This is a genomic window from Mitsuokella sp. UBA4253 (assembly GCF_002395285.1).
Lineage (GTDB): Bacteria > Bacillota > Negativicutes > Selenomonadales > Selenomonadaceae > Mitsuokella > Mitsuokella jalaludinii.
The window spans coordinates 47,569-66,987 of the sequence record NZ_DGWR01000018.1; the positions used below are offsets into that span (position 1 = coordinate 47,569).

17 protein-coding genes and 2 rRNA genes are annotated in these 19,419 nt (G+C 58.4%); 3 read left to right on the forward strand and 16 right to left on the reverse strand.

What is annotated here, in order from left to right:
* Nucleotide 1: 1 nt before the first annotated feature.
* The 8 genes from B2X55_RS10650 to thiD all read right to left on the reverse strand — a co-directional run bounded on the left by B2X55_RS10650 (nucleotide 2) and on the right by thiD (nucleotide 7,034).
* Nucleotides 2-1,393 carry a GDSL-type esterase/lipase family protein gene (locus B2X55_RS10650; RefSeq protein WP_036378288.1) on the reverse strand — a complete coding sequence of 464 codons (1,392 nt, stop codon included), beginning with the start codon at nucleotides 1,391-1,393 and terminating at the stop codon, nucleotides 2-4.
* A 219-nt stretch (nucleotides 1,394-1,612) separates the two neighbouring features.
* Nucleotides 1,613-2,431 carry an SDR family oxidoreductase gene (locus B2X55_RS10655; RefSeq protein WP_036378289.1) on the reverse strand — a complete coding sequence of 273 codons (819 nt, stop codon included), beginning with the start codon at nucleotides 2,429-2,431 and terminating at the stop codon, nucleotides 1,613-1,615.
* Nucleotides 2,432-2,515: 84 nt separating this feature from the next.
* Entirely contained in the window at nucleotides 2,516-2,884 is a 369-nt protein-coding gene (locus B2X55_RS10660; RefSeq protein WP_036378290.1) for a PTS glucitol/sorbitol transporter subunit IIA, read from the reverse strand.
* 35 nt (nucleotides 2,885-2,919) lie between these two features.
* Nucleotides 2,920-3,936, reverse strand: a complete 1,017-nt coding sequence (srlE, locus tag B2X55_RS10665) for a PTS glucitol/sorbitol transporter subunit IIB (protein WP_270528800.1) — start codon at nucleotides 3,934-3,936, stop codon at nucleotides 2,920-2,922.
* A 71-nt stretch (nucleotides 3,937-4,007) separates the two neighbouring features.
* Nucleotides 4,008-4,562 carry a PTS glucitol/sorbitol transporter subunit IIC gene (gene srlA, locus B2X55_RS10670; RefSeq protein WP_270528801.1) on the reverse strand — a complete coding sequence of 185 codons (555 nt, stop codon included), beginning with the start codon at nucleotides 4,560-4,562 and terminating at the stop codon, nucleotides 4,008-4,010.
* A gap of 41 nt (nucleotides 4,563-4,603) precedes the next feature.
* Complete coding sequence (locus tag B2X55_RS10675) at nucleotides 4,604-5,023, reverse strand: transcriptional regulator GutM (protein WP_286822107.1); 420 nt, start codon at nucleotides 5,021-5,023, stop codon at nucleotides 4,604-4,606.
* 18 nt (nucleotides 5,024-5,041) lie between these two features.
* On the reverse strand, nucleotides 5,042-5,980 hold the full coding sequence (locus tag B2X55_RS10680; protein WP_286822108.1) for a sugar-binding transcriptional regulator: 939 nt from the start codon (nucleotides 5,978-5,980) through the stop codon (nucleotides 5,042-5,044).
* Nucleotides 5,981-6,227: 247 nt separating this feature from the next.
* Nucleotides 6,228-7,034, reverse strand: a complete 807-nt coding sequence (gene thiD, locus B2X55_RS10685; RefSeq protein WP_286822109.1) for a bifunctional hydroxymethylpyrimidine kinase/phosphomethylpyrimidine kinase — start codon at nucleotides 7,032-7,034, stop codon at nucleotides 6,228-6,230.
* Between the two features lie 258 nt (nucleotides 7,035-7,292).
* On the opposite strand from thiD, the gene B2X55_RS10690 reads away from it, so the two are divergent.
* Together B2X55_RS10690 and B2X55_RS10695 are read left to right on the forward strand one after the other, a co-directional pair.
* Nucleotides 7,293-8,636, forward strand: coding sequence for an MFS transporter (locus B2X55_RS10690; protein ID WP_286822110.1), 1,344 nt, complete (start codon nucleotides 7,293-7,295; stop codon nucleotides 8,634-8,636).
* 162 nt (nucleotides 8,637-8,798) lie between these two features.
* The gene (locus B2X55_RS10695; protein WP_286822112.1) at nucleotides 8,799-9,428 is read left to right on the forward strand and encodes a flavodoxin family protein; all 630 of its coding nucleotides are present in this window, start codon (nucleotides 8,799-8,801) and stop codon (nucleotides 9,426-9,428) included.
* A 64-nt stretch (nucleotides 9,429-9,492) separates the two neighbouring features.
* On the opposite strand, the gene B2X55_RS10700 is transcribed toward B2X55_RS10695, so the two are convergent.
* Nucleotides 9,493-9,897 (reverse strand): hypothetical protein, encoded by a 405-nt coding sequence (locus tag B2X55_RS10700; RefSeq protein WP_286822113.1) that lies wholly within the window; start codon nucleotides 9,895-9,897, stop codon nucleotides 9,493-9,495.
* 69 nt (nucleotides 9,898-9,966) lie between these two features.
* The gene (locus B2X55_RS10705; RefSeq protein ID WP_286822114.1) at nucleotides 9,967-12,132 is read right to left on the reverse strand and encodes an ATP-dependent helicase; all 2,166 of its coding nucleotides are present in this window, start codon (nucleotides 12,130-12,132) and stop codon (nucleotides 9,967-9,969) included.
* Nucleotides 12,133-12,328: 196 nt separating this feature from the next.
* On the opposite strand from B2X55_RS10705, the gene B2X55_RS10710 reads away from it, so the two are divergent.
* Complete coding sequence (locus B2X55_RS10710; RefSeq protein ID WP_286822119.1) at nucleotides 12,329-12,613, forward strand: YibE/F family protein; 285 nt, start codon at nucleotides 12,329-12,331, stop codon at nucleotides 12,611-12,613.
* A gap of 145 nt (nucleotides 12,614-12,758) precedes the next feature.
* Here the strand turns inward: B2X55_RS10710 and B2X55_RS10715 are convergent, their stop codons facing one another.
* The 6 genes from B2X55_RS10715 to B2X55_RS10740 form a co-directional block, all read right to left on the reverse strand.
* Nucleotides 12,759-12,998 carry a hypothetical protein gene (locus tag B2X55_RS10715; protein WP_286822115.1) on the reverse strand — a complete coding sequence of 80 codons (240 nt, stop codon included), beginning with the start codon at nucleotides 12,996-12,998 and terminating at the stop codon, nucleotides 12,759-12,761.
* Nucleotides 12,999-13,166: 168 nt separating this feature from the next.
* Nucleotides 13,167-15,380 (reverse strand): ATP-dependent RecD-like DNA helicase, encoded by a 2,214-nt coding sequence (locus B2X55_RS10720; protein ID WP_286822116.1) that lies wholly within the window; start codon nucleotides 15,378-15,380, stop codon nucleotides 13,167-13,169.
* A 24-nt stretch (nucleotides 15,381-15,404) separates the two neighbouring features.
* Nucleotides 15,405-17,390, reverse strand: a complete 1,986-nt coding sequence (locus tag B2X55_RS10725) for an ABC-F family ATP-binding cassette domain-containing protein (protein ID WP_286822120.1) — start codon at nucleotides 17,388-17,390, stop codon at nucleotides 15,405-15,407.
* An 89-nt stretch (nucleotides 17,391-17,479) separates the two neighbouring features.
* On the reverse strand, nucleotides 17,480-18,781 hold the full coding sequence (locus B2X55_RS10730; protein ID WP_286822117.1) for an LCP family protein: 1,302 nt from the start codon (nucleotides 18,779-18,781) through the stop codon (nucleotides 17,480-17,482).
* Between the two features lie 156 nt (nucleotides 18,782-18,937).
* A 5S ribosomal RNA gene (rrf, locus tag B2X55_RS10735) occupies nucleotides 18,938-19,054 on the reverse strand.
* A 68-nt stretch (nucleotides 19,055-19,122) separates the two neighbouring features.
* Nucleotides 19,123-19,419, reverse strand: a 23S ribosomal RNA gene (locus tag B2X55_RS10740); the annotation flags it as partial.

Consider the following 19,419-nt stretch of genomic DNA (forward strand, 5'->3'; position numbering starts at 1 on the left):
GTCAGGAATTCGTCTTCTTCGTCAGGCTCTGCGTGACCCAGGGAAAGGTCGCCTCGAGGTACTGGCCGATCTTCTCGCCCATCGACTTCTTGGCGAGATAATCGGGGTGCAGACCGTCCGTCGTGTAGTCGGAGCGCAGCCAGCCGCGCTCGTCGGCCAGAGCGCTGGCTACATCGACAGAATACGGCTGCTTCTTGACCCAGGCGCAGACAAACTGCTGATGCGTGAGCCAGTCCGGCGTCGGATGCTCGATGCCGGCGCGGTGGATCATGAGGCTCGGATTGATCGGCGTCGGCGTCACGAAGACCGGGATGATGCCGTAGGCCGCGCACTTCTCCTTGAGCGCCTTGAGATGCTGCACGACGGTCCAGCCGTACGTGCCGGCGCGGTAGTCATTTACGCCGCCCATGATGACAAGGATGCGCGGGGAGAACGGCAGGACATCGTGCTCGAAGCGGTCGATCATGTCCTGCGTCGTGTTGCCGCTGACGCCGAGGTTCTTGATGGGCACGGACGAATACGTCTCCCAGTTGTAGAGCGGATACGAGGGCGGCACGCTCATGACGCCGCCGCCGTGCGTGATGCTGTCGCCGAGCGCCGCGATCGGGGTCGGCGAAGTCACCGTGAAGCCGTTCTTCGCCGACCAGTCACTCAAGGGCGCGCCGTCCGCATCCACAGAGCGCACGCGCCAGTAGTAGCGGCCCTGCGTCGTGTAGGCGTCCCAGTCGTAGACATCGTACTCACCAGCCTGCAGCGTCTTTAAGTACATGTCCTGCGAGCCCACCTCGCGGTAGACCTGCACCTCATGGTGCTTCGCGCCCGGCATCGGTATCCACGAGTAGACAGGGTACTCCGCCGCATAGTCCATCGCGTCGTAGTCCGACGTCGCAAGCGGTGCCGTCGGGTTCAGCGTGCCAGACGTCAGCGGCTGCGGCGTGGAATACGAGTTGACGGGATTGCCGTTGTAGTCGAGTCCGCGCACCTTCCAGTAGAAATTCGCCGCAGCCTTGCCGTAGCGGCCGACCTCAATGTCAACGCCATTGGCAAAAATCTGATTCTGCGTCATGATGACATTCGGCAGTGTGTCCTCTGCAGAGCCGAGGATCTCGACCTGGTACTTGACGGCCCCCGGCACGTGATCCCAGACCAGGCGCACACTGCGGATGTCAACCGACTGGCCCGCAGATGTATCCGCCTTGGCCGCCGCCTCGATCTGCTGCGCCGCCTTCGTCTCCGTCACAGCCGGTTTCTGCCCCGCCTTCTCCGCGAGCACCGATGTCGCCGTGACATGGCCATCATCCCCCGTCGCTGCCTGCGCGGCAGACGGCAGGGCCAGCCCTGCCGTCAGGCAGCAAAGCCCCAGCAGTTTCGCGAGTTTCTTTATCTTCATCATGATGGATTCATCTCTTCCTTTTCCTTCTTTTTGTTTGCGTTCCGTTCCAGACAAGCCCCTGCGGGGCATCTGGCGATTGCCTTTCCATCTTATCACGGTTGGCACAGTCAGGCAAATTTTTCAATTTCCCCGAAAAAGAAAAGAGATGCACTCTGCCAGAGAGTGCATCTCGAAAGACATAAAGAATGGGTAAGGATGGTGGATTGCGGCAGAAGGGCATCAGCCTCTCGTCTTGCCGCCGGCCACGTTGTACGTGACACCGTGGATATACGAAGCGCGGTCACTGGCGAGGAAAAGGACGAGATTGGCCACCTCGGTGAGCTTGCCGCTGCGGCCGAGCGGCGTCGTCTTCGTGTTCTTATAGCCCTTGCGCAGGTCTTCGACCGTGATGCCGCGCGTGTAGGAAAGCGCTTCTTCATAGGCCAGTGTGCGCAGGCCCGTCGCCTCGAGGATGCCCGGCGCCACGCCGACAACACGGACATTGTAGCGGCCGAGTTCCTTGGACCACGAACGCGTAAAGGAGTTGACCGCATTCTTCGTCGCCGCATAGATGCTCTGGCCTTCAGAGCCTTCGAGACCGCTCTCCGAGCTCATGTTGATGATGACACCAGCGCCATTGCGGACAAATTCATGGCCCAGGGCCTGTGCCATGAGGTACACGCCCTTGATGTTGACGCTCGTGACTTTGTCATAGACTCTTTCACTGAGCTCATACTTGCCGTGCGGATCCTTTGGATCCACGAGCAGACACGGGATGTTGATGCCTGCGTTGTTGACGAGGATGTCGAGCTTGCCAAAAGCCGCTTTTGCCTTCTCGACCATCGCTGTGACGCTCTCCGCTTTCGTGACATCGGTCACGACGTAGAGCAGCTTTCCCCTGCTCCCGCCGAGCTCAAATTCCGGCTCGTCCGGGTTCATGTCACAGACTACGACATTCGCACCATTATCGAGAAATGACTGCGCAACCGTTTTGCCGATGCCGGATGCACCGCCCGTCACTACTGCTGTTTTCCCTTCCAGATTCAACCACGAAGTCATGAATATCTCTCCTATCTTTTCTTACCACACGACATCTGAATGATGTCTGATGCTGGGGACGTTTCACATCGCTTGCCAGCCCCTTCATCTCTTATAGATGGCAATCTCCTCGCCGGGAGCAATGTCGCCGATCTCTTTGTCCTCGAGATAGAGGCTACCTTCCAGATTCTCCCCTTCTTTGTTTCCATTGAAGCGCAGTGTGATGTGACCGAGGTCGCGCAGGTTCTTCTGGACCTGGCTGCCGACATAGATGATCTTGTACGCTTCCTTGCCGAGCTGGAAGATGTCGCCTGGTTCGACGATATCCTCGAGCTTGTTGCCGCGGTGCAGGACGCAGTATTCGCGGAGTTCCTGAGGCGCATTCTCATTGAACAGGATGAGCATGCGCGCCCCCTTGAACGCATGAACCTGAGCACCGAGTTCCTGTACGATTGTACTGTAATATTTTTTCATTGGAATACCTCCTGATATACATCCATGGAAATTCATCAAGCCTCATAGAGCCCGAAGCTGGCGAGCCAAGCGAGAATGACGGAAAGCGGTCCCGTGATGAAGCGGGAATAGAGCACGGAAGGCACACCGACTTCGACCGTCTTCGCATCTGCTTCGGCCAAGCCGAGACCGACCGGGATAAAATCACAGGCGCACTGCGCATTGATGGCGAACAGCGCCGGCAGGGCAAGATGCGGCGGGACTGCGCCCTTGCCGATCTCGACGCCGATGAGCACGCCGATGACCTGCGCGATAACGGCCCCCGGTCCGAGGAACGGTGAGAGGAACGGGAAGGAGCAGATCAGCGACAAGATGATGAGGCCGCCCACATTGCCAGCTAGCGGCACGAGCAGGTGGGCAATGATGTCGCCGATGCCTGTCGAGAGGATGATGCCTATGAGCATCGAGACGAAGGCCATGAATGGCAGGATGGTCTTGATCATCGTGTTGATGGTCTCACGGCCGGCCTGATAAAAGACAGCAACGATACCGCCCATGAACTGACCGACCTTCGCCATAAAACCGGCCTGCTGCTCCGAGATTTTCTTCGACGTGTCATAGTGACGGCTGCCCATCCCGCCCGGTGCCGCCGCATCATGCTGCACTTCTTCTGCCGCGGCCGGTTCAGCAGCGTCAGTTTCCTCTGCAAAAGCCAGATCCTTTTCGCGCACAGCCGAGACGTAGATATCCGGTTTGATGAACTGCGCGAGCGGACCGCTCGGGCCAGTCGGATTGAGGTTGATTGTCCGGATACGCTTCTGCGGGTAAATGCCACAGCGCAGTGTTCCACCGCAATCAATGACGACTGCCAGGATTTCCGCGTCAGGAACACTCGTCTTGAAACCATCCACCAGCTCACAGCCCGTCATTTCCGCCAGTCTCTTGGCAACGGGCGAGATGACGCCGCCCGTGATATTGACGATCTTGTTCTGTTTCTCATTGGGATGCAGGTGCAGCGGACCGCCGAAACCGCCGGAACCAGCTGTGACGATGACGTCTTTATACTTTGCCATGATGCCTTTCTCCTTTTTCATGTATCACATATGTCCATATGTTGTAGTATCAGCCTAAAATTTTTTAGGGATCACGATTTTGTCGGCGCAAGCTCCTTGCTGAGCTTCACTCCCTGCTGCTTTTGCACGTAAGCCGTCATGAAATCTGTGATCCAGCCGCGCAGGAAATTGATGACAATGCCGATGAGGAAGTAGCGCAGTGCAAGATCAACCGTCGGCAGTCCGAGTGCCGAGATGCCGTTTGCCACACCGAGGAAGACAAAGAGTTCCGCCGGGTCGACGTGCGGGAAGAGCCCGTTCATCGTATGGCAGGAAGCGGATGCTGCTGCGTAATACGATGGCTTATAGTACTCCGGCAGGAATTTGCCCAGAGACAAGGTCATCGGATTGCAGAAGAAGAACGTGCCGACGACCGGCAGCAGGATGTAGCGCGTGATGACGTTGCCACCGCAGATGCGCGCAAACTTCTCGATTTTTTCCTGCCCCACAAAAGCGATGATCGAATTCATGGCGACAAGCAGGCAGATGAGTGTCGGAATGATGCCGCCCACCCAGCCGACAAAGGTCTCACCACCTTTGTTGAACATGCCGATAAAGCCCTGTGCCAATAAAACCATGGTGTCCATCAAAATCTCTCCTTTTCTTTTTCCCTTTCTTTTTCCCTATTCTATCTTCCAGCAGGCGTCACGGATACATGGCGTTTTTCTTGCTGGAGCTCCTGATAGGAAAGATAGTCCTGACGCGCATTCAACGCGGCTCTGACCTGTTGGCGTGTCAGGCCTCTTTCCTCACAGATCGATTTGTGAATACTTAGAAGATTTAGTTCACTAAGAGCGGTGAAGGGTCGGCATTTGGCAAAGACCGTGACACCTTCCAATAATTCTCCCTTGATGATGCGGCAATCTTCGTCAATGCAGAGCAGGACAATGGCTCCCGCCAGGAACCTCCCCTTCGATTTGCCGATGGCCACGCGCCCAAACCGGCGGAGCTCCTTGACGCGGCGGTTGAAGCGGCGGAATTGCCAGAGCGCCAGCAGGGTCTGCATGACCCAGACTACAATCGCCGCCAAGAACAACATCCCTATCATGAAATCTCACCCTCCTCATCATTCATGCAGCAGAATGGTTGCCGTCGACTCGTCCGTGATCAGCACATTGATGAGATGGCCGCGCAAGGCCCCCATGATCGCTGGAACTTTCTCACGTGAAGCAGCCATGCCGATGCTGTACGGCAAGCCGCGCAAGGTATCGAGCGGTATGGCAATCGTGCGATCCGTAAAGGGCGTCTGCACGGGACTTCCATCCTTGTCGTAGAAGACGGAGCAAATCTCCCCCACGGCCCCAGTGCGCCGCATGGAATCGATAGCATCCCGGCCAAAGTATCCCGCCCAGACGAGATTCGACGACTTGACCGGTGCACCGATACCGACAATCGCAACGTCAAGGCGCTGCCAGAACTGCGAGATCTTCTCATAATTCGCATCCTGTACGATGGCATCGCGAATCTCCGGCGTGCGCGTAATGGCCGGTGCGTAGATGTAATGACTGCGGCCGCCGACCGTCTTGGCCATCTCATAACAGATTGTATTGACGTGATGATCACTGTCAATGCTCTCCGGCCCTCCGTCAATCGGCACAAAATCGATGTCAAGCTGCGGCATCTTCTCGTGATGCGCGTATTTCGTGAGTTCCTGGATGGTAGAACCCCACGCCATACCGACGACCTGTCCATCCGCCATGATGCGGCGCAGCAGGTTGAGTCCGGCCTGCGCCATGCTCTGCTTGATGGCGAGCATGTCGTAGCTCTTGGGCACGACGTAAGCCTCGCGCAGACCGAAACGCCGTTCTAGGGCCGCTTCAAGATCTTCATACGAATCGCTCTCAACCTCTATCTTGACAATGCCGCTCTTCATCGCCTTCTTGAGATACTTGCTGATGGTCGTGCGGTCAACGCCCATGCGCGAGGCAATCTCGCTCTGCTTCAGATGGTCAAGATAGTACATGCTGGCCGCCTTGATCAGGATGCGTCTCTCTACTGGCATCATGATGTCTTCGCCTCCTCTTCTTTTTATTGTCACATTTGTGATGTTATTTCTCTTTTGCTCTCTTGTTGATTCTTATATTAGCAGTAAAGCTCCATACTTTCAATCTTTTCCTTATGTTTTCTAACCATTTTCCTTCTATTCTCAATGAATTTCTCATTTATTATCACATATGTTTCGACTATGTCTCATTTGTGCAAATCAAAAGAAGCCCCTTTCGGGGCTTCTGGCTCACAGGCACATCGGATATTCAGTTCTCGAAGAAATCGCCATGGAGATTCCATCCATGATCGACGGGGCCGCTGCCCGTGCCGAGGTCCATCTTCGCCAGCAGCGCCCCGAACAGATAGGACTTCGCGCGGCCAATCGACTCCGCAAGGTCGAATCCCTTGGCAAGGTTTGCCGCAATCGCGCTCGAGAGCGTGCAGCCCGTGCCATGCGTATTGGGATTCTCGACGCGCGTGCCGCGGTACCATTTCTCACCCTTGCCGTCTGCCATGACGAGCAGGTCGCTCGCCTCACCAGCGGAGTGACCGCCCTTGGCCAGCACATTGACACCGGCCTGCGCCGCGAGATGTTCGGCCGCCCGCTGGAAGGCCGCCTCATCCGCAATCTCTTGTCCCGTCAGGACGCTGAGCTCTGGGATGTTCGGCGTGATGACCTCTGCGAGCGGGAAGAGCTCCTGCACGAGTACCTCGACGGCATCATCGGCGAGCAACTTTGCCCCGCTCGTCGCGACCATGACGGGATCCACCACCACGTATTCTGCCCCGTATCCCTGCAGCTTTTCTGCGATGACGTGAATGAGTGCGGGCGAAGCAACCATGCCGATCTTGACGGCATCCGGGCGGATGTCTTCAAAGACAGCATCGAGCTCTGCCGCCAAGAACTCCGGCGTGGTCTCCTGCACCATGCGGACGCCCTGCGTGTTCTGCGCCGTCAGGGCCGTGATGGCACTCATGCCGTAGACGCCGTTGGCCAGCATCGTCTTGAGGTCCGCTTGCACGCCTGCGCCGCCGCTCGAATCACTGCCCGCGATTGTCAGTACCTTTTTCATATGGATTCCTCCTGCATATCACGAAAAATTTTAACACTTCCATCTTACAACGCAGGCCGCTTCCTGTAAAGGAAATCAGTCGGTTCCATTCGGATTCCATCGGCTCAGTAATGAATTGCTCCGACTTCTCGCCGGGCCCTTGCATTTTCCTGAGAATCCGTTAAAATAACAATAACACATTCAGCTGTCATGACAGCTGAATGAAGATGTCATCATCGATTCATCTCATTTGAGAATTTTGGGAAAGAGGTTATTTGCATGATTCTCGAACGCCTGGAAGCCCTGCCGGTTGGCTCCTTCCACTACAAGCTTCTCTTGGTCACGGGCCTCGGCTGGCTCTTCGACTCGATGGACACGGGCCTGATTGCCTTCGTCCTGCCTGTCTTGACAAAGGACTGGGGACTCACGCCTGCACAGGCCGGCTGGATTGGCTCGATTGGCCTCATCGGCATGGCGCTCGGCGCCGTGCTCGCCGGCACGGTCGCTGACCGCATCGGCCGCAAGAAGGTCTTCACCATCACGGTGCTACTCTACAGCATCTCGACAGGGCTCTGTGCTCTTTCTTGGAGCTATGAGTCACTGCTCGTCTTCCGCTTCCTCGTCGGCTTCGGACTCGGCGGTGAGCTTCCGGTCGCCGCGACGCTCATGAGCGAGTACGCACCGAGCCATCTGCGCGGGCGCTTCATCGTCCTGCTCGAGAGCTTCTGGGGTGTGGGCTGGCTCGTCGCCGCCTGCATCGCCTACCTGCTGATCCCGCACTTCGGCTGGCAGATTGCCTTCGTCATCGGCACGATCCCGGCGCTCTACGTCTTCCTGATTCGCCTGCACATGCCGGAGTCCGTGCGCTATCTGATCTCGCACGGCCGCATCAATGACGCCAAGGACATCATCCTCGAACTCGAGCGCAAGCTCCACGTCGAGAGCCGCCCGTTCGCCAAAGAGCTCAGTGAAGCAGAGCGCGAACAGCCAAACGCCGCTGCGACGAGCTTCACGACGCTCTGGACGAAGCCATTCCGCACGCGCACCATCATGCTCTGGCTCGCCTGGTTCGGCATTGTCTTCAGCTACTACGGCATCTTCATGTGGCTGCCGTCCATCGTCTTTGCCCAGGGCTTTGCCGTCGTCAAGACGTTTGAATACGTGCTCATCATGACGCTTGCCCAGCTGCCGGGTTACTACGCTGCCGCCTGGCTCGTCGACGTCATCGGCCGCAAGTACACGCTCTCGCTGTTCCTTCTGATGTCCGGTATCTGCAGTTTCTTCTTCGGCAATGCCGCAAGCGCTTCTTCGCTTCTCGCCTGGGGTGCGGCCATGAGCTTCTTCAACCTCGGTGCCTGGGGCGTCATCTACACTTACACGCCAGAGCAGTACCCGACGACGATCCGCGCACTCGGCTCCGGCTGGGCGGCAGGCTTCGGCCGCATCGGCGGCATGATCGCCCCGATGCTCGTCGGCATGATGCTCGCCAATGCCTTCGGCATGAGCACCATCTTCCTGATGTTTGCCTCCGTCTTCGTCATCATCTCCGCCGTCGTCCTGACACTCGGCAAGGAGAGCAAGCAGAAGACGCTCGAAGAGCTCGAAGAAGCCTACGAGAACTGATTTCCGTTCACCACATTTCAAATCTCGCACATCGCATGCAAAAAGAGCTTGGCCGCCAAGCTCTTTTTCTGTCATAATCTGCATCGTTGACAGGACTTTGGGCTATGGAGCGCGAAGAAGATAAGCAAACGTATTATAATCTTATTCGCAGAGGTAATCACTATGAGCAAAATCCTTTTGATCAACGGCAGTCCCAATGAGAAGGGCTGCACCTACACTGCACTGGCAGAGATTGCCGCCACACTCCACGAGCAGGGCGTCGAGACGGAGATGATCTGGCTCGGCAAGAAAGCGGTGCAGGACTGCATTGCCTGCCACAGCTGTATGAAGACCGGCCGCTGTGTCTTTGCGGACATCGTCAATGAGACGGCCGACAAACTCGCCGCTGCCGATGGCCTCGTCGTCGGCTCGCCCGTCTACTACGGCGGCCCGACGGGCTTCATCACGAGCTTCCTCGACCGCCTGACCTTCAGCTGCACGAAGGACGCCAGAATGCACGGCAAAGTGGCCGCCTCCATCGTCTCCTGCCGCCGCGGCGGCGCGACGGCAGCCTTTGACCGCCTGAACAAGTACTTCCAGATGTCCAACATGGTCGTCGTCGGCTCCCAGTACTGGAACCAGGTACACGGCTTCACACCGGACGAAGTCCGCAAGGACCTTGAAGGCCTGCAGACGATGCGCACACTCGCGCGCAATATCGCCTGGATCACGAAGTGCATCGAGGCCGGCAGACAGGCTGGCATCGACTATCCCACGCACGAACCCGTCACCATGACGAACTTCATCGACTGATCTTCCCATAAAAAATGCTGCCATAGAGGAGCGCTCTCCTCTGTGGCAGCATTTTTTGTCGCAATCAGTTCAGCACGACGTAGCCGATGACAAAGCTGATGATGAAGATCATGAAGTAGATGACGATGGCCTTGTTGCTGAGCCAGTCGCTCGAGAGGTCGACCTCGGGCAGTTCGACATGGGGCTTCTCGAGATGCGACATCGCGACATGTGGGACCTCGATATGCGGTGTCTCAATATGAGGCATCGTGACATGCGGTGCTTCAAGATGCGGCTTCTCGATGGAGGGTACCTGCGGCAGCCTACTCTTTCTAGCCCGCGCGCGCAGCTCCGGCACGAGCGGGATGAGGAAGGCCAGCGCTGCGAATATCACAGCGCCGCGCGTCCCCACGGTCTTGATGGCTATGACACCGAGCAAGATGCCGATGGCCACGCCGAAGCACAGGACTTTCTTTTCTCTATCATTCATCATGATTCCATTCACATCCTTTTCCTGAAGTATAGCACCGCGGCCGCATTCAGGCAAGGAAAGTGATAGTCAGCCGATTTTCTGCAACTTCGCGCGGAAGGCAATGCTACGGTTCGTCGCCAGCTCATCAAAGTGGATGACATACGCTCCCTTTTCTGCATCGATGGCAACGACGGTTCCGTCACCAAAGACACGGTGTGTCACGCGGTCCCCCTCCCGGAAAGCCAGGGATTCCGTCTGGCGCGAAAGGCGGCGCGCGGAGGCCCGGACGAAGTCGCGCGCCGCGCGCACGAGGCGCTCGGGCAGCGGCGCGGTGAAGTCGAGGAGCACGTGGTCGATGTCGAGGATGAAGCGCGAGGGGTAGCGCATCGAGCCGTCGATGTTGAGTCCTTCGGCATCCGACAGATAGAGGCCCTTCTCCGCCCGCGTCATCGCGACGAAGGCGAGCCGCCGCTCCTCCTCCATCGCCTCGGGCGTGCGCGTCTTGCGCGAGGGGAAGATGCCTTCATTGAGCGCCACGAGAAATACGTACGGGAACTCCAGCCCCTTGGCCGTATGAACGGTCATGAGCTTCACTTTGTCGCCCGGATCGCCGACATCCTGATTCGTGAAGAGCGCCGCATGCGCGAGGTAGTCTGTGAGCCCCGCCTCCTCGCCGCAGCTGACTTCGTACTCGCGGACCGATTGCTTGAGCTCCGCGAGGTTGTCGAGGCGCGCCTGACTGCCCTCCGTGCGCAGCATGGCCTCGTAGCCGCTCCTGTCGAGCACCTCCGCCAGCACCTCCGAGACGGATGCCCCCTCACTGACATCAGCCAGCCCCTCGACGAGCTGCAGGAATTCCCTTGCCTTCGTGCCCTTCCAGATCGGGTCCTCGATACTCGCCTGCATGGCCTGATAGAGCGTCATCTCATGTGCTTCAGCATATTCCGTCAGGAACTTGCGCCGCCGCTGGCCGATGTTGCGCTTCGGCACGTTGACGACGCGCAGGAAGGACAGGTCATCGCGGTAGGCGAGAAGGCGCAGGTACGAGAGCGCGTCCTTGATCTCGCGCCGCGCGAAGAACTGGACACCGCTGTAGATCATGTAGGGAATCTCCGCCCGGAGGAGCTGCTCTTCGATACTGCGCGTGATGTAGTGGGCGCGGTAGAGCACTGCCATCTCGCGGTACGCGACGCCCTCTTCGTGGAGCCTCGCCATCTCGCCGGCCAGCCAGCTCGCCTCCTCGCTCGCGGCAGTCGCATGGTGGCAGATGACCTTATGGCCATGTCCCTTTACAGGCACAAGGTCCTTCTCGATGCGGCTTGTGTTCTTGGCAATCAGCGAGTTGACGACAGAAAGGATTTCCGGCGTCGAGCGGTAGTTCTCGAGCATGTAGATTGTCTTTGTCCCTGGGAAGTGCGTATCGAAGTCCAGGAGATAGCGCCCCGAAGCGCCGCGCCACGTGTAGATGGTCTGGTCGGGGTCGCCGACGACGAAGAGGTTCTTGTGCCAGCCGCAGAGCACATTCATGAGGCGGTACTGCGGCTCGTCGATGTCCTGGAACTCATCGATCATGATGTACTCGAGGCGCTGCTGCCACTTCTTGCGGATGTCCTCGTGCTCGGCGAAGATGTGCAGCGAGAACTTGATGAGGTCGTTGTAGTCGAGGCCGAAGCACTTCTTCTCTTCATAGAGATAGCCGTAGAAGAGAATGTCCTGCTTCGTCTGCGCCTTGTCGTACTTCTCCTTGAGCGCGGTGAGCGGCAGAGCAATGAGCTCCTTGTAGTAGTCGGGCTGCTGCACGAGCTTGCGCATCTCGAACATGTCGCGCGCCTGGCCGTACGTCATATCGCGCAGGGTCAGGCCGCGCTCCTCGTAGATCTTGGCGAGCATGTCGTCGATGTCGGCGTTGTCGAGCACGAGGAAACTCTTCGGGTAGCCAACGGCATGGCTGTCCTCCTGCAGGATGGAGACGCAGAAGCCGTGGAACGTGTTGATGTAGCCCGTGTCGTTGTCGCCCGTCAAGGCGTGAATGCGGCTGCGCATCTCCGTCGCCGCCTTGTTGGTAAACGTCACGCAGAGGATGTTGCCCGGCAGGATGCCGAGCTCCTCGACGAGGTAGGCAAAGCGGTGCGTGAGCGCCCGCGTCTTCCCGGAACCCGCGCCCGCCAGCACACGCACAAAGCCCTCTGTCGTCGTCACCGCCTCGCGCTGCGCATCGTTGAGCCCCTCGAGCAAATCCTGCCAATCTTCCATATCGCTGCACCTCCTGATCCTGTTCGCATTCCCTTCCATTCTACCACAGCCCCGCCCGAGAATAACAAAAACTTTACATGCCGGTAACAACGCCAATGCATTCAGATGATAGAGTGGAATCGTCAAGAATCAAGTGACAGTATCGAAGAGAAATATGGTGTATATCTGAGTAGGTTCTTTTCATGTCGATGTCAAGATCCACAGCCAGAACCCGGATACATCCGCGCGGGCGCTCTTCAAGAGCGGCATGCGCGTCGGGCAGGATGTCATGGGCACGATGGCCGCCACGCTGATCCTCGCCGTCTTCGGCGGCAGCCTCGGCACCTGGGTGCTCGACTACGTCTACGACCTGCCGTTCCTGCAGCTGCTGAACTCGAACAGCCTCGACATCGTCATCATGCAGGGCCTATCGGGCGGCATCGGCGTCATCCTGACCGTCCCCATCGCGGCGGGATGTTCAGCCTTCCTGCTCGCCCACTAGAGAGCCTCTGTCCACGAGACGAGCCCATCCCAGATTGGATGAGCCGGATATCTTCCATCTTCTTTTAACAAGACATAGCAAAAGAAGGGCGCGCCCAGAGCGCAGCCCTTCTTTTTTGACGTATAGCGAATTGACACGTGTCGGCTCAGCGAGGAAGCTGGCCGTTCTCCGATACCTCGACGACACCGGCCTGGCCGCCCTCATAGTAGGCGACTTTATAGACCTTGTCTACCCCGACCTGCGTGACGTTCTCGACTTCTGCCTGCGGGTGCATCGTCTGCACGACTTCTGCAGCAATCTCCTCGCTGACTTTCGGCGTGCCCTGCAACATGAGCAGGCCACCCCATACGCATAAGCCGACGATTGCCAGGATCCCATTCTTCATGATACCATTCCCTTTCCATACAGACCTAGATGAGTTCTTCTTTCCAGGGACTAGTATACTCTATTTCCCAGCAATTGTTTACACTTCGACCGGAAGTATTCTGTATTCTTGCAAAGTTGTGTAACAATTAAGATTAATACTTGTGCATATACTGTATGCATGAATATCTCAGCGTTCAAAACCGTAGTGGAGGCGCTCGGCCAGCAGCGTATAGCGCTTGCTCGTGCGGTTGTTGGCAACAGCTGTGTTAAGCGCAGCTTTGGAGCCGAGCAGGATGACCTCGCGCTTGGCGCGCGTCACGGCCGTGTAGAGCAGGTTGCGCTGCATCATAATCGTGTGCGAGCGCACGAGCGGCAGGATGACGACAGGGTACTCGCTGCCCTGGCTCTTGTGGACGGTCAGTGCGTAGGCGAGCGAGAGTTCACCGAACTCGCCGCTCTCGTAGTCGACCTCGAGCTCATCACCGAAGTAGACCGTCATGCGGCCCGGCTCGATGGCCATGACGAAGCCGATGTCGCCGTTGAAGACCTGCTTCGTGTAGTTGTTCTTCGTCTGGATGACCTTGTCGCCGAGGCGGAAGGTCTGCGCGGCGTTCGTGAGTTCCGGCCGCTGCGGCGACTTCGGGTTCAGGGCCGCCTGCAGGACCTTGTTGAGGTTGTCCGTGCCGCAGGCCTGGCGGTGCATCGGCGCGAGCACCTGGATGTCCGTCAGCGGGGAGAAGCCCTGCTGCGGCAGGATCTTCGTGCAAAGCGCGACAATCTGCTCAGCCACGGCTTCATCGTCATCGATCTCCCAGAATTGGAAATCGCCCTGCGGCGAGCAGACGGGCAGGCGGCCCGCATTGATCGCATGCGCGTTCATGACGATGCTGCTCTCCCCCTTCTGACGGAAGATGTCGGTCAGTCGGACGCTCGGGATGACGCCGGAGCGCAGGATATCGCGCAGGACCGTGCCCGGGCCGACAGACGGCAGCTGGTCGACATCGCCGACGAAGATGACGTGCGAGCCGTCCGGCACGGCGGCGAGGAAGTGCTGCATGAGCGTGATGTCCATCATCGAGACTTCATCGAGGATGATGACATCGGCCTCGAGCTGCTCGTCCTCGTTCTTGCCGAAAGTCGGCGCGCTCGAACCGCCTGCGCCCTGCGCCTCGAGCATGCGGTGGACAGTCACAGCCTTCTGCCCCGTCGCCTCGGCGAGGCGCTTGGCCGCGCGCCCCGTCGGCGCGCCGAGCAGGACAGTAAGGCCCTGCAGGTGCAGGAGGTCGATCATGCCGCGCACGACAGTCGTCTTGCCCGTGCCGGGGCCGCCTGTCAGCACAAAGACGCCGTACTGCAGAACGTCTTCGAGCGCTTCTTTCTGCTTGTCCGCGAGCTGGATGCCCGCAATCTGCTCCCAGTGCGCGACGAGCGTCGACGGGTCCGTCTCCATCGCGATGGAATCGGCGTACTTCTGCAGGTAGAGCAGCTTGCGCGCTGCTTTGATCTCCGCGCGGTAGAGGTACGGCGGGTAGATGAGCGTCTCCGCGCCAACATACTCGACGGCGAGCTGCTTGGCCTGAAGAAGGTCTTTCAGGACCTTGCGCACCGTCTCCTGCTCGACTTTGAGGAGGTCTGCTGCCTGCTTCTCAAGCGCTGCTTCAGGGATGCAGCAGTGCCCCTGCTGTGCGATCTTCTGCAGGGCAAAGTCGATACCCGCAGAGATGCGACTGCGATCCTCCGCGGCGATGCCGAGGCTCTTCGCGATGGAGTCCGCGATGATGAAGCCGATGCCGTCGACCTCGCTGGCCAGCTGGTACGGGTGATTCTCGAGGGTGTCGATGGAGAAGGAGCCGTACTTCTTGAAGATGCGCGCCGCATACGTGCCCGAGATGTGGTGTGTCTCCAGCCAGAGCATGATGTCGCGGAGCTCCGACTGCGAGGTGTACGAGGCCGTGATCTTCTCGATGGTCTTCTTGCCGATGCCTGCTACCTCGCTGAGGCGGTGTGGCGTCTGCTCGATGACGGTCAGCGTTTTCTTGCCGAACTTCTGCACGATGCGCTTGGCCAGCGACGGGCCGATGCCGTCGACGACGCCGGAGGCTAGGAAGCGCTCAATGCCCTCGGCACTTGACGGCGCCTCGATGCGAAGCCCCGTGACCTGGAACTGCTGGCCGTAGCGCTTGTGCTGTGTCCAGTGCCCGCGCAGGCGAAGCTGCTGGCCGACGAGCGGTGCCTCGACGTTCGCGAGTGCTGTGATGCGGCTGTTCTTGCGCAGCGGCTTGAACGAGAAGACCGTGAAGGGGCTCGCCTCATTCGTAAAGACGATGCGCTCGACGACGCCCTCGATCTCCTCTTCCGTCTCCAATCCCGGCAGGAATGTCTGAATCGTTTCGTTCTTCATCATGCTGCCTCCTCTCGCATATCATCACGCCTCTGTCAGGCGCTCCCACTTCTCATAGCGCATCTCGATCTCCTTCTCCTTCGCCGCGTACGCCTCGGCAATGGCCTGGCTCTGCTGCGGGTCGGCCTGGACGGCCGGATTGTTCATCTGGAATTCGAGGCCCTTGAGCTCTGCCTCGGCCATCGCGATCTCCGCCTCGGCGCGCTGGACCATCTCCTCGCGCTTCGCATCGCTCATACTCTGGATGCGCCCGAGCTCAGCGCGCTTCTTCTCCTCGGCACGGCGCTCTGCCGCCTTTTTCACCTCATCATCTGTCTTCTCTTCCTGCGCCGCAGCCTTTCGTCTCGCCTCTGCCTCGTGCTTGGCCTTGGCCTGCTGTTCCCGTTCGGCTGCTTCAAGCGCTTCGCGCTCCTCGCGCGCCTCTTCCTCCGCAACTTCCTTCTTCATGAGGTAGTAGCTGTAGTTGCCGAGGTATTCCGTCAGCTTGCCGTTCTCGAGCTCTAACGTGCAGTTTGCGACCTTATCGAGGAAGTAGCGGTCGTGTGAGACGGCCAGGAACGTGCCAGGGAAGGCCATGAGCGCCTCCTCGACGGCCTCGCGCGCGGGAATGTCGAGGTGGTTCGTCGGCTCGTCGAGCACGAGGAAATTCGCGCCCGTGAGCATGAGCTTGAGGAAGGCCACACGCGACTGTTCGCCGCCTGAGAGGTCACCGATGCGCCGCAGGACTTCGTCACCATGGAACAGGAAAGCGCCGAGGTAGCGGCGCGCCTGCTCCTCGTTGATGCCGTACTCGTAGATGAGCTCATCGAGGATGGTGTTGTCCATGTTCAGGCCCTCGTGCTGCTGCGAGAAGTAGCCGATCTTGACGCGGCTGCCGATCTTGACGCGGCCCGTCGAGGATTCGAGTTCGCCGACGAGGACACGCAAGAGCGTCGTCTTGCCCGCGCCGTTCGGTCCGACGAGGGCCACACCGTCACCGCGTCGGATGAGCATCGAGAGGTGATCGAAGATCTTGTGGCTGCCGAACGACACCGAGACGTCCTCAAGCTCTGCCACGCGCTCCGCGCACTCAGGCGGCTTATTGAGCGCGAAGTAGTTGAAGGACGCATCTTCCGGCGGCAGCACGATGCGCTCGAGCCGGTTGAGCTGGCTCTGGCGGCCGCGCGCCTGCTTGCTCTTGATGCCCGCCTTGTACTTGCGGATGTACTCCTCCGTCTTCCTGATGTGCTCCTGCTGCTTCTCGTAGGCTGACTGCAGCGCCGCGCGGCGCTCTGTCTTTACCTTCATGTAGTAGGTGTAGTTTCCGTCGTAATCCGTGACCGTATGGCCAGAAAGCTCGAGAATACGCGTGGCGACGTGGTCAAGGAAGTATCGGTCATGCGAGATGATCAGGACCCCGCCGGAGTAATTCTTGAGGAAGCCCTCGAGCCACTCGATCATGTGGATGTCGAGGTGGTTCGTCGGCTCGTCGAGGAAGAGGAAGTCCGGCTCGCGCAAGAGCGCCTTCGTCAGGCAGATGCGCGTCTTCTGGCCGCCGGAGAAATGCGCGACGTTCTTCTCAAAGTCCTCCTCCGTGAAGCCGAGGCCGAAGGCCACGCGGCGGATGCGGCTCTCGTAGTCGTAGCCGTCGAGCAGTTCGAAGCGCTCGACGACCTTGCTGTAGGCGCGCATCGTCTCCTCTGCGTGGTCGACGGCAATCTTCTTCTCGAGCGCCTTCTTGCGCTCGCCGAGCGCGATGACATCGTCAAAGGCGCGCAGGAACTCCTCGTAGAGCGTCCCTGTGCCGAAGTCGGCCTGCTGCTCGACATAGCCGATAGTCGCCGCCTCATCGAGCTGTATCGTGCCGCCGTCATTCTCCTCCTGGCCGAGCAGGCAGCGCATGAGCGTCGTCTTGCCGGCACCATTTGCCCCGACAAAGCCGACCTTGTCGCCGCGCGCGACCTCGAAACTGACATCGTGGAAGAGCTCGTCGATGCCGAATGACTTCTTGAGCCCCGTAACTCGTAGCATTGCCAATGTATTCACTCCAATAAATCAAGTCTGTAAAAATCCAGCGAATTGCGAGAAAGACGGAGCGTCTGCTCCGTCTCTTTCATCCGTCATTTCCCTTTTTTGTGATAGTCACGGCCGATGTTGACGACAGCCTGGTTCGAACTGCCGCCGTCGCGGATGACGCAGGCAAACGGCATGCCGTAGAATACATCCGTATTGCGCGTCGACGTCGTGATCGTCGTCGTCGGATTCGAGCTCGTCTTGCCCGTCTCGACACCCGAGATGATGAAGCCCTTGCGCTGCAGGGCAGCGGCGACTTCCGCACCGGCACCGTCGATGCCGCTCGAGTTGATGACCATGACCGCGATCTCCTCCGGCTTCATCGGCTCATCATCCGAATCCTTCTTATCCTGATCCGTGAGCTTCGTGCCGCCGCTCGTCTTGTGGGCGAGCATCTTGAGGTCCTTCGGCAGATCCGCATCATACTTGTCCTCAGCCTCCTGCGCCTCCTGCTCTGCCGCCTCCGTCAAAGTCAGGCCGAGCTCCGACGCCAGCAGGTCGCGCACATCCGTGATGTCCGGGATCCAATAGCTGATGTCCTTGTGGTAGGCTGGCTGCCCCGGGACCATCTGCGCCTCGAGACCGTTTGCTTGGAACGTCTTCATCATCTTGGCAAAGCTCAAGAGCTCTGTCACCGACATGTCCGTCTTGACAGCCGAACTGACTTCCTTGACGATGTCCGGCAGGCGCGGCAGAATCTCCGGCGTGAGGACCTGAGCGAGGCAGGCCTTCATAAACTTCTGCTGACGCCCGATGCGCCCGATATCGCCCTCACCGTCGCGGTAGCGCACGTACTGGATGGCTTTTTTGCCATCCATGTGCTGCTCACCCGGATAGAGGTCGATGACGAGGCCGCCATTGTCATCCCAGGGGTCCTCGTAATGCATGCGCTTCTCGACATCGATGTCGACGCCGCCGATGGCGTCGATGATGCGCTCAAACGACTTCGTGTCGATGATGATGTAGTGATCCATCGGCACGCCGAGCAGCCCCTCGACCGACTTCTGCGACAGGGCATGGCCGCCATAGGCATAGGCATGGTTGATCTTATCGTAGCCATGGCCGTCAATCGCCACGCGCGTGTCACGCGGGATTGACAGGAGAGCCGCCTTCTCCGCCGTCTTGTCGATGGAAGCCACCATCAAGGTATCACTGCGGCCCACATCATCCTTGCGGCTGTCCACACCCATGATCATGACGTGGATGATCTCATGGTCTGTATCACCGATCTCATGAGCAGGATTCTTTCTATTTATGCCAGCGTAGCAGCCAAGCACGACAGCAATGATGACGACGAGGATGAGTCCAAGCCACTTGACCCGTCGAAAGCTGCGTCTCTGTTTGCGCATCTCAGGCATCCAATATCGCCCCTTATATCTAAAATAAAACGTTACAACTCATTCAGTATATCAAATATCAAATCGGTCTGCAAATACGAAAACCATCTCCCTGAGATACGGAAGGACAATACACAAAAAGGCTCCGCCTCAGCGGAGCCCTTGCTTAACCGGCAACTCCCTATCCTCCCAGTCCGTCTCCAGACAAGTACTTTCGGCCTCTGAATGCTTAACTACTGTGTTCGGTATGGGAACAGGTGGAACCATTCAGGCATCATCACCGGATATTCTATTTGAATGCTTGCACATTCAAAACTATACAGAAGAAATTACTCTGCGAACATTTCAGTTCTCTAGTTAAGCCCTCGACATATTAGTAGTAGTCAGCTTCATGCCTTGCAGCACTTCCACATCTACCCTATCAACCTTGTCTTCTTCAAGGTGTCTTACTAGCTTGTGCTATGAGATACTTCATCTCGGGACGGGCTTCACGCTTAGATGCTTTCAGCGTTTATCCCTTCCGGACGCAGCTACCCAGCTGTGCTTCTGGCGAAACAACTGGTACACCGGCGGTCCGTCCACTCCGGTCCTCTCGTACTAGGAGCAGTCTCCCTCATGTATCTTGCGCCCGCGATGGATATGGACCGAAC

Coding starts and splice junctions, on each gene's coding strand:
- B2X55_RS10705 (WP_286822114.1), bottom strand. CDS start 12,132: ATGGAAGATTGGCAGGATTTGCTCGAGGGGCTCAACGATGCGCAGCGC.
- srlE (WP_270528800.1), bottom strand. CDS start 3,936: ATGGCAAAGTATAAAGACGTCATCGTCACAGCTGGTTCCGGCGGTTTC.
- B2X55_RS10660 (WP_036378290.1), bottom strand. CDS start 2,884: ATGAAAAAATATTACAGTACAATCGTACAGGAACTCGGTGCTCAGGTT.
- B2X55_RS10700 (WP_286822113.1), bottom strand. CDS start 9,897: ATGAATGATAGAGAAAAGAAAGTCCTGTGCTTCGGCGTGGCCATCGGC.
- B2X55_RS10675 (WP_286822107.1), bottom strand. CDS start 5,023: ATGATAGGGATGTTGTTCTTGGCGGCGATTGTAGTCTGGGTCATGCAG.
- B2X55_RS10690 (WP_286822110.1), top strand. CDS start 7,293: ATGATTCTCGAACGCCTGGAAGCCCTGCCGGTTGGCTCCTTCCACTAC.
- thiD (WP_286822109.1), bottom strand. CDS start 7,034: ATGAAAAAGGTACTGACAATCGCGGGCAGTGATTCGAGCGGCGGCGCA.
- B2X55_RS10655 (WP_036378289.1), bottom strand. CDS start 2,431: ATGACTTCGTGGTTGAATCTGGAAGGGAAAACAGCAGTAGTGACGGGC.
- B2X55_RS10680 (WP_286822108.1), bottom strand. CDS start 5,980: ATGATGCCAGTAGAGAGACGCATCCTGATCAAGGCGGCCAGCATGTAC.
- B2X55_RS10695 (WP_286822112.1), top strand. CDS start 8,799: ATGAGCAAAATCCTTTTGATCAACGGCAGTCCCAATGAGAAGGGCTGC.
- srlA (WP_270528801.1), bottom strand. CDS start 4,562: ATGGACACCATGGTTTTATTGGCACAGGGCTTTATCGGCATGTTCAAC.
- B2X55_RS10720 (WP_286822116.1), bottom strand. CDS start 15,380: ATGAAGAACGAAACGATTCAGACATTCCTGCCGGGATTGGAGACGGAA.
- B2X55_RS10715 (WP_286822115.1), bottom strand. CDS start 12,998: ATGAAGAATGGGATCCTGGCAATCGTCGGCTTATGCGTATGGGGTGGC.
- B2X55_RS10725 (WP_286822120.1), bottom strand. CDS start 17,390: ATGCTACGAGTTACGGGGCTCAAGAAGTCATTCGGCATCGACGAGCTC.
- B2X55_RS10730 (WP_286822117.1), bottom strand. CDS start 18,781: ATGCGCAAACAGAGACGCAGCTTTCGACGGGTCAAGTGGCTTGGACTC.
- B2X55_RS10650 (WP_036378288.1), bottom strand. CDS start 1,393: ATGATGAAGATAAAGAAACTCGCGAAACTGCTGGGGCTTTGCTGCCTG.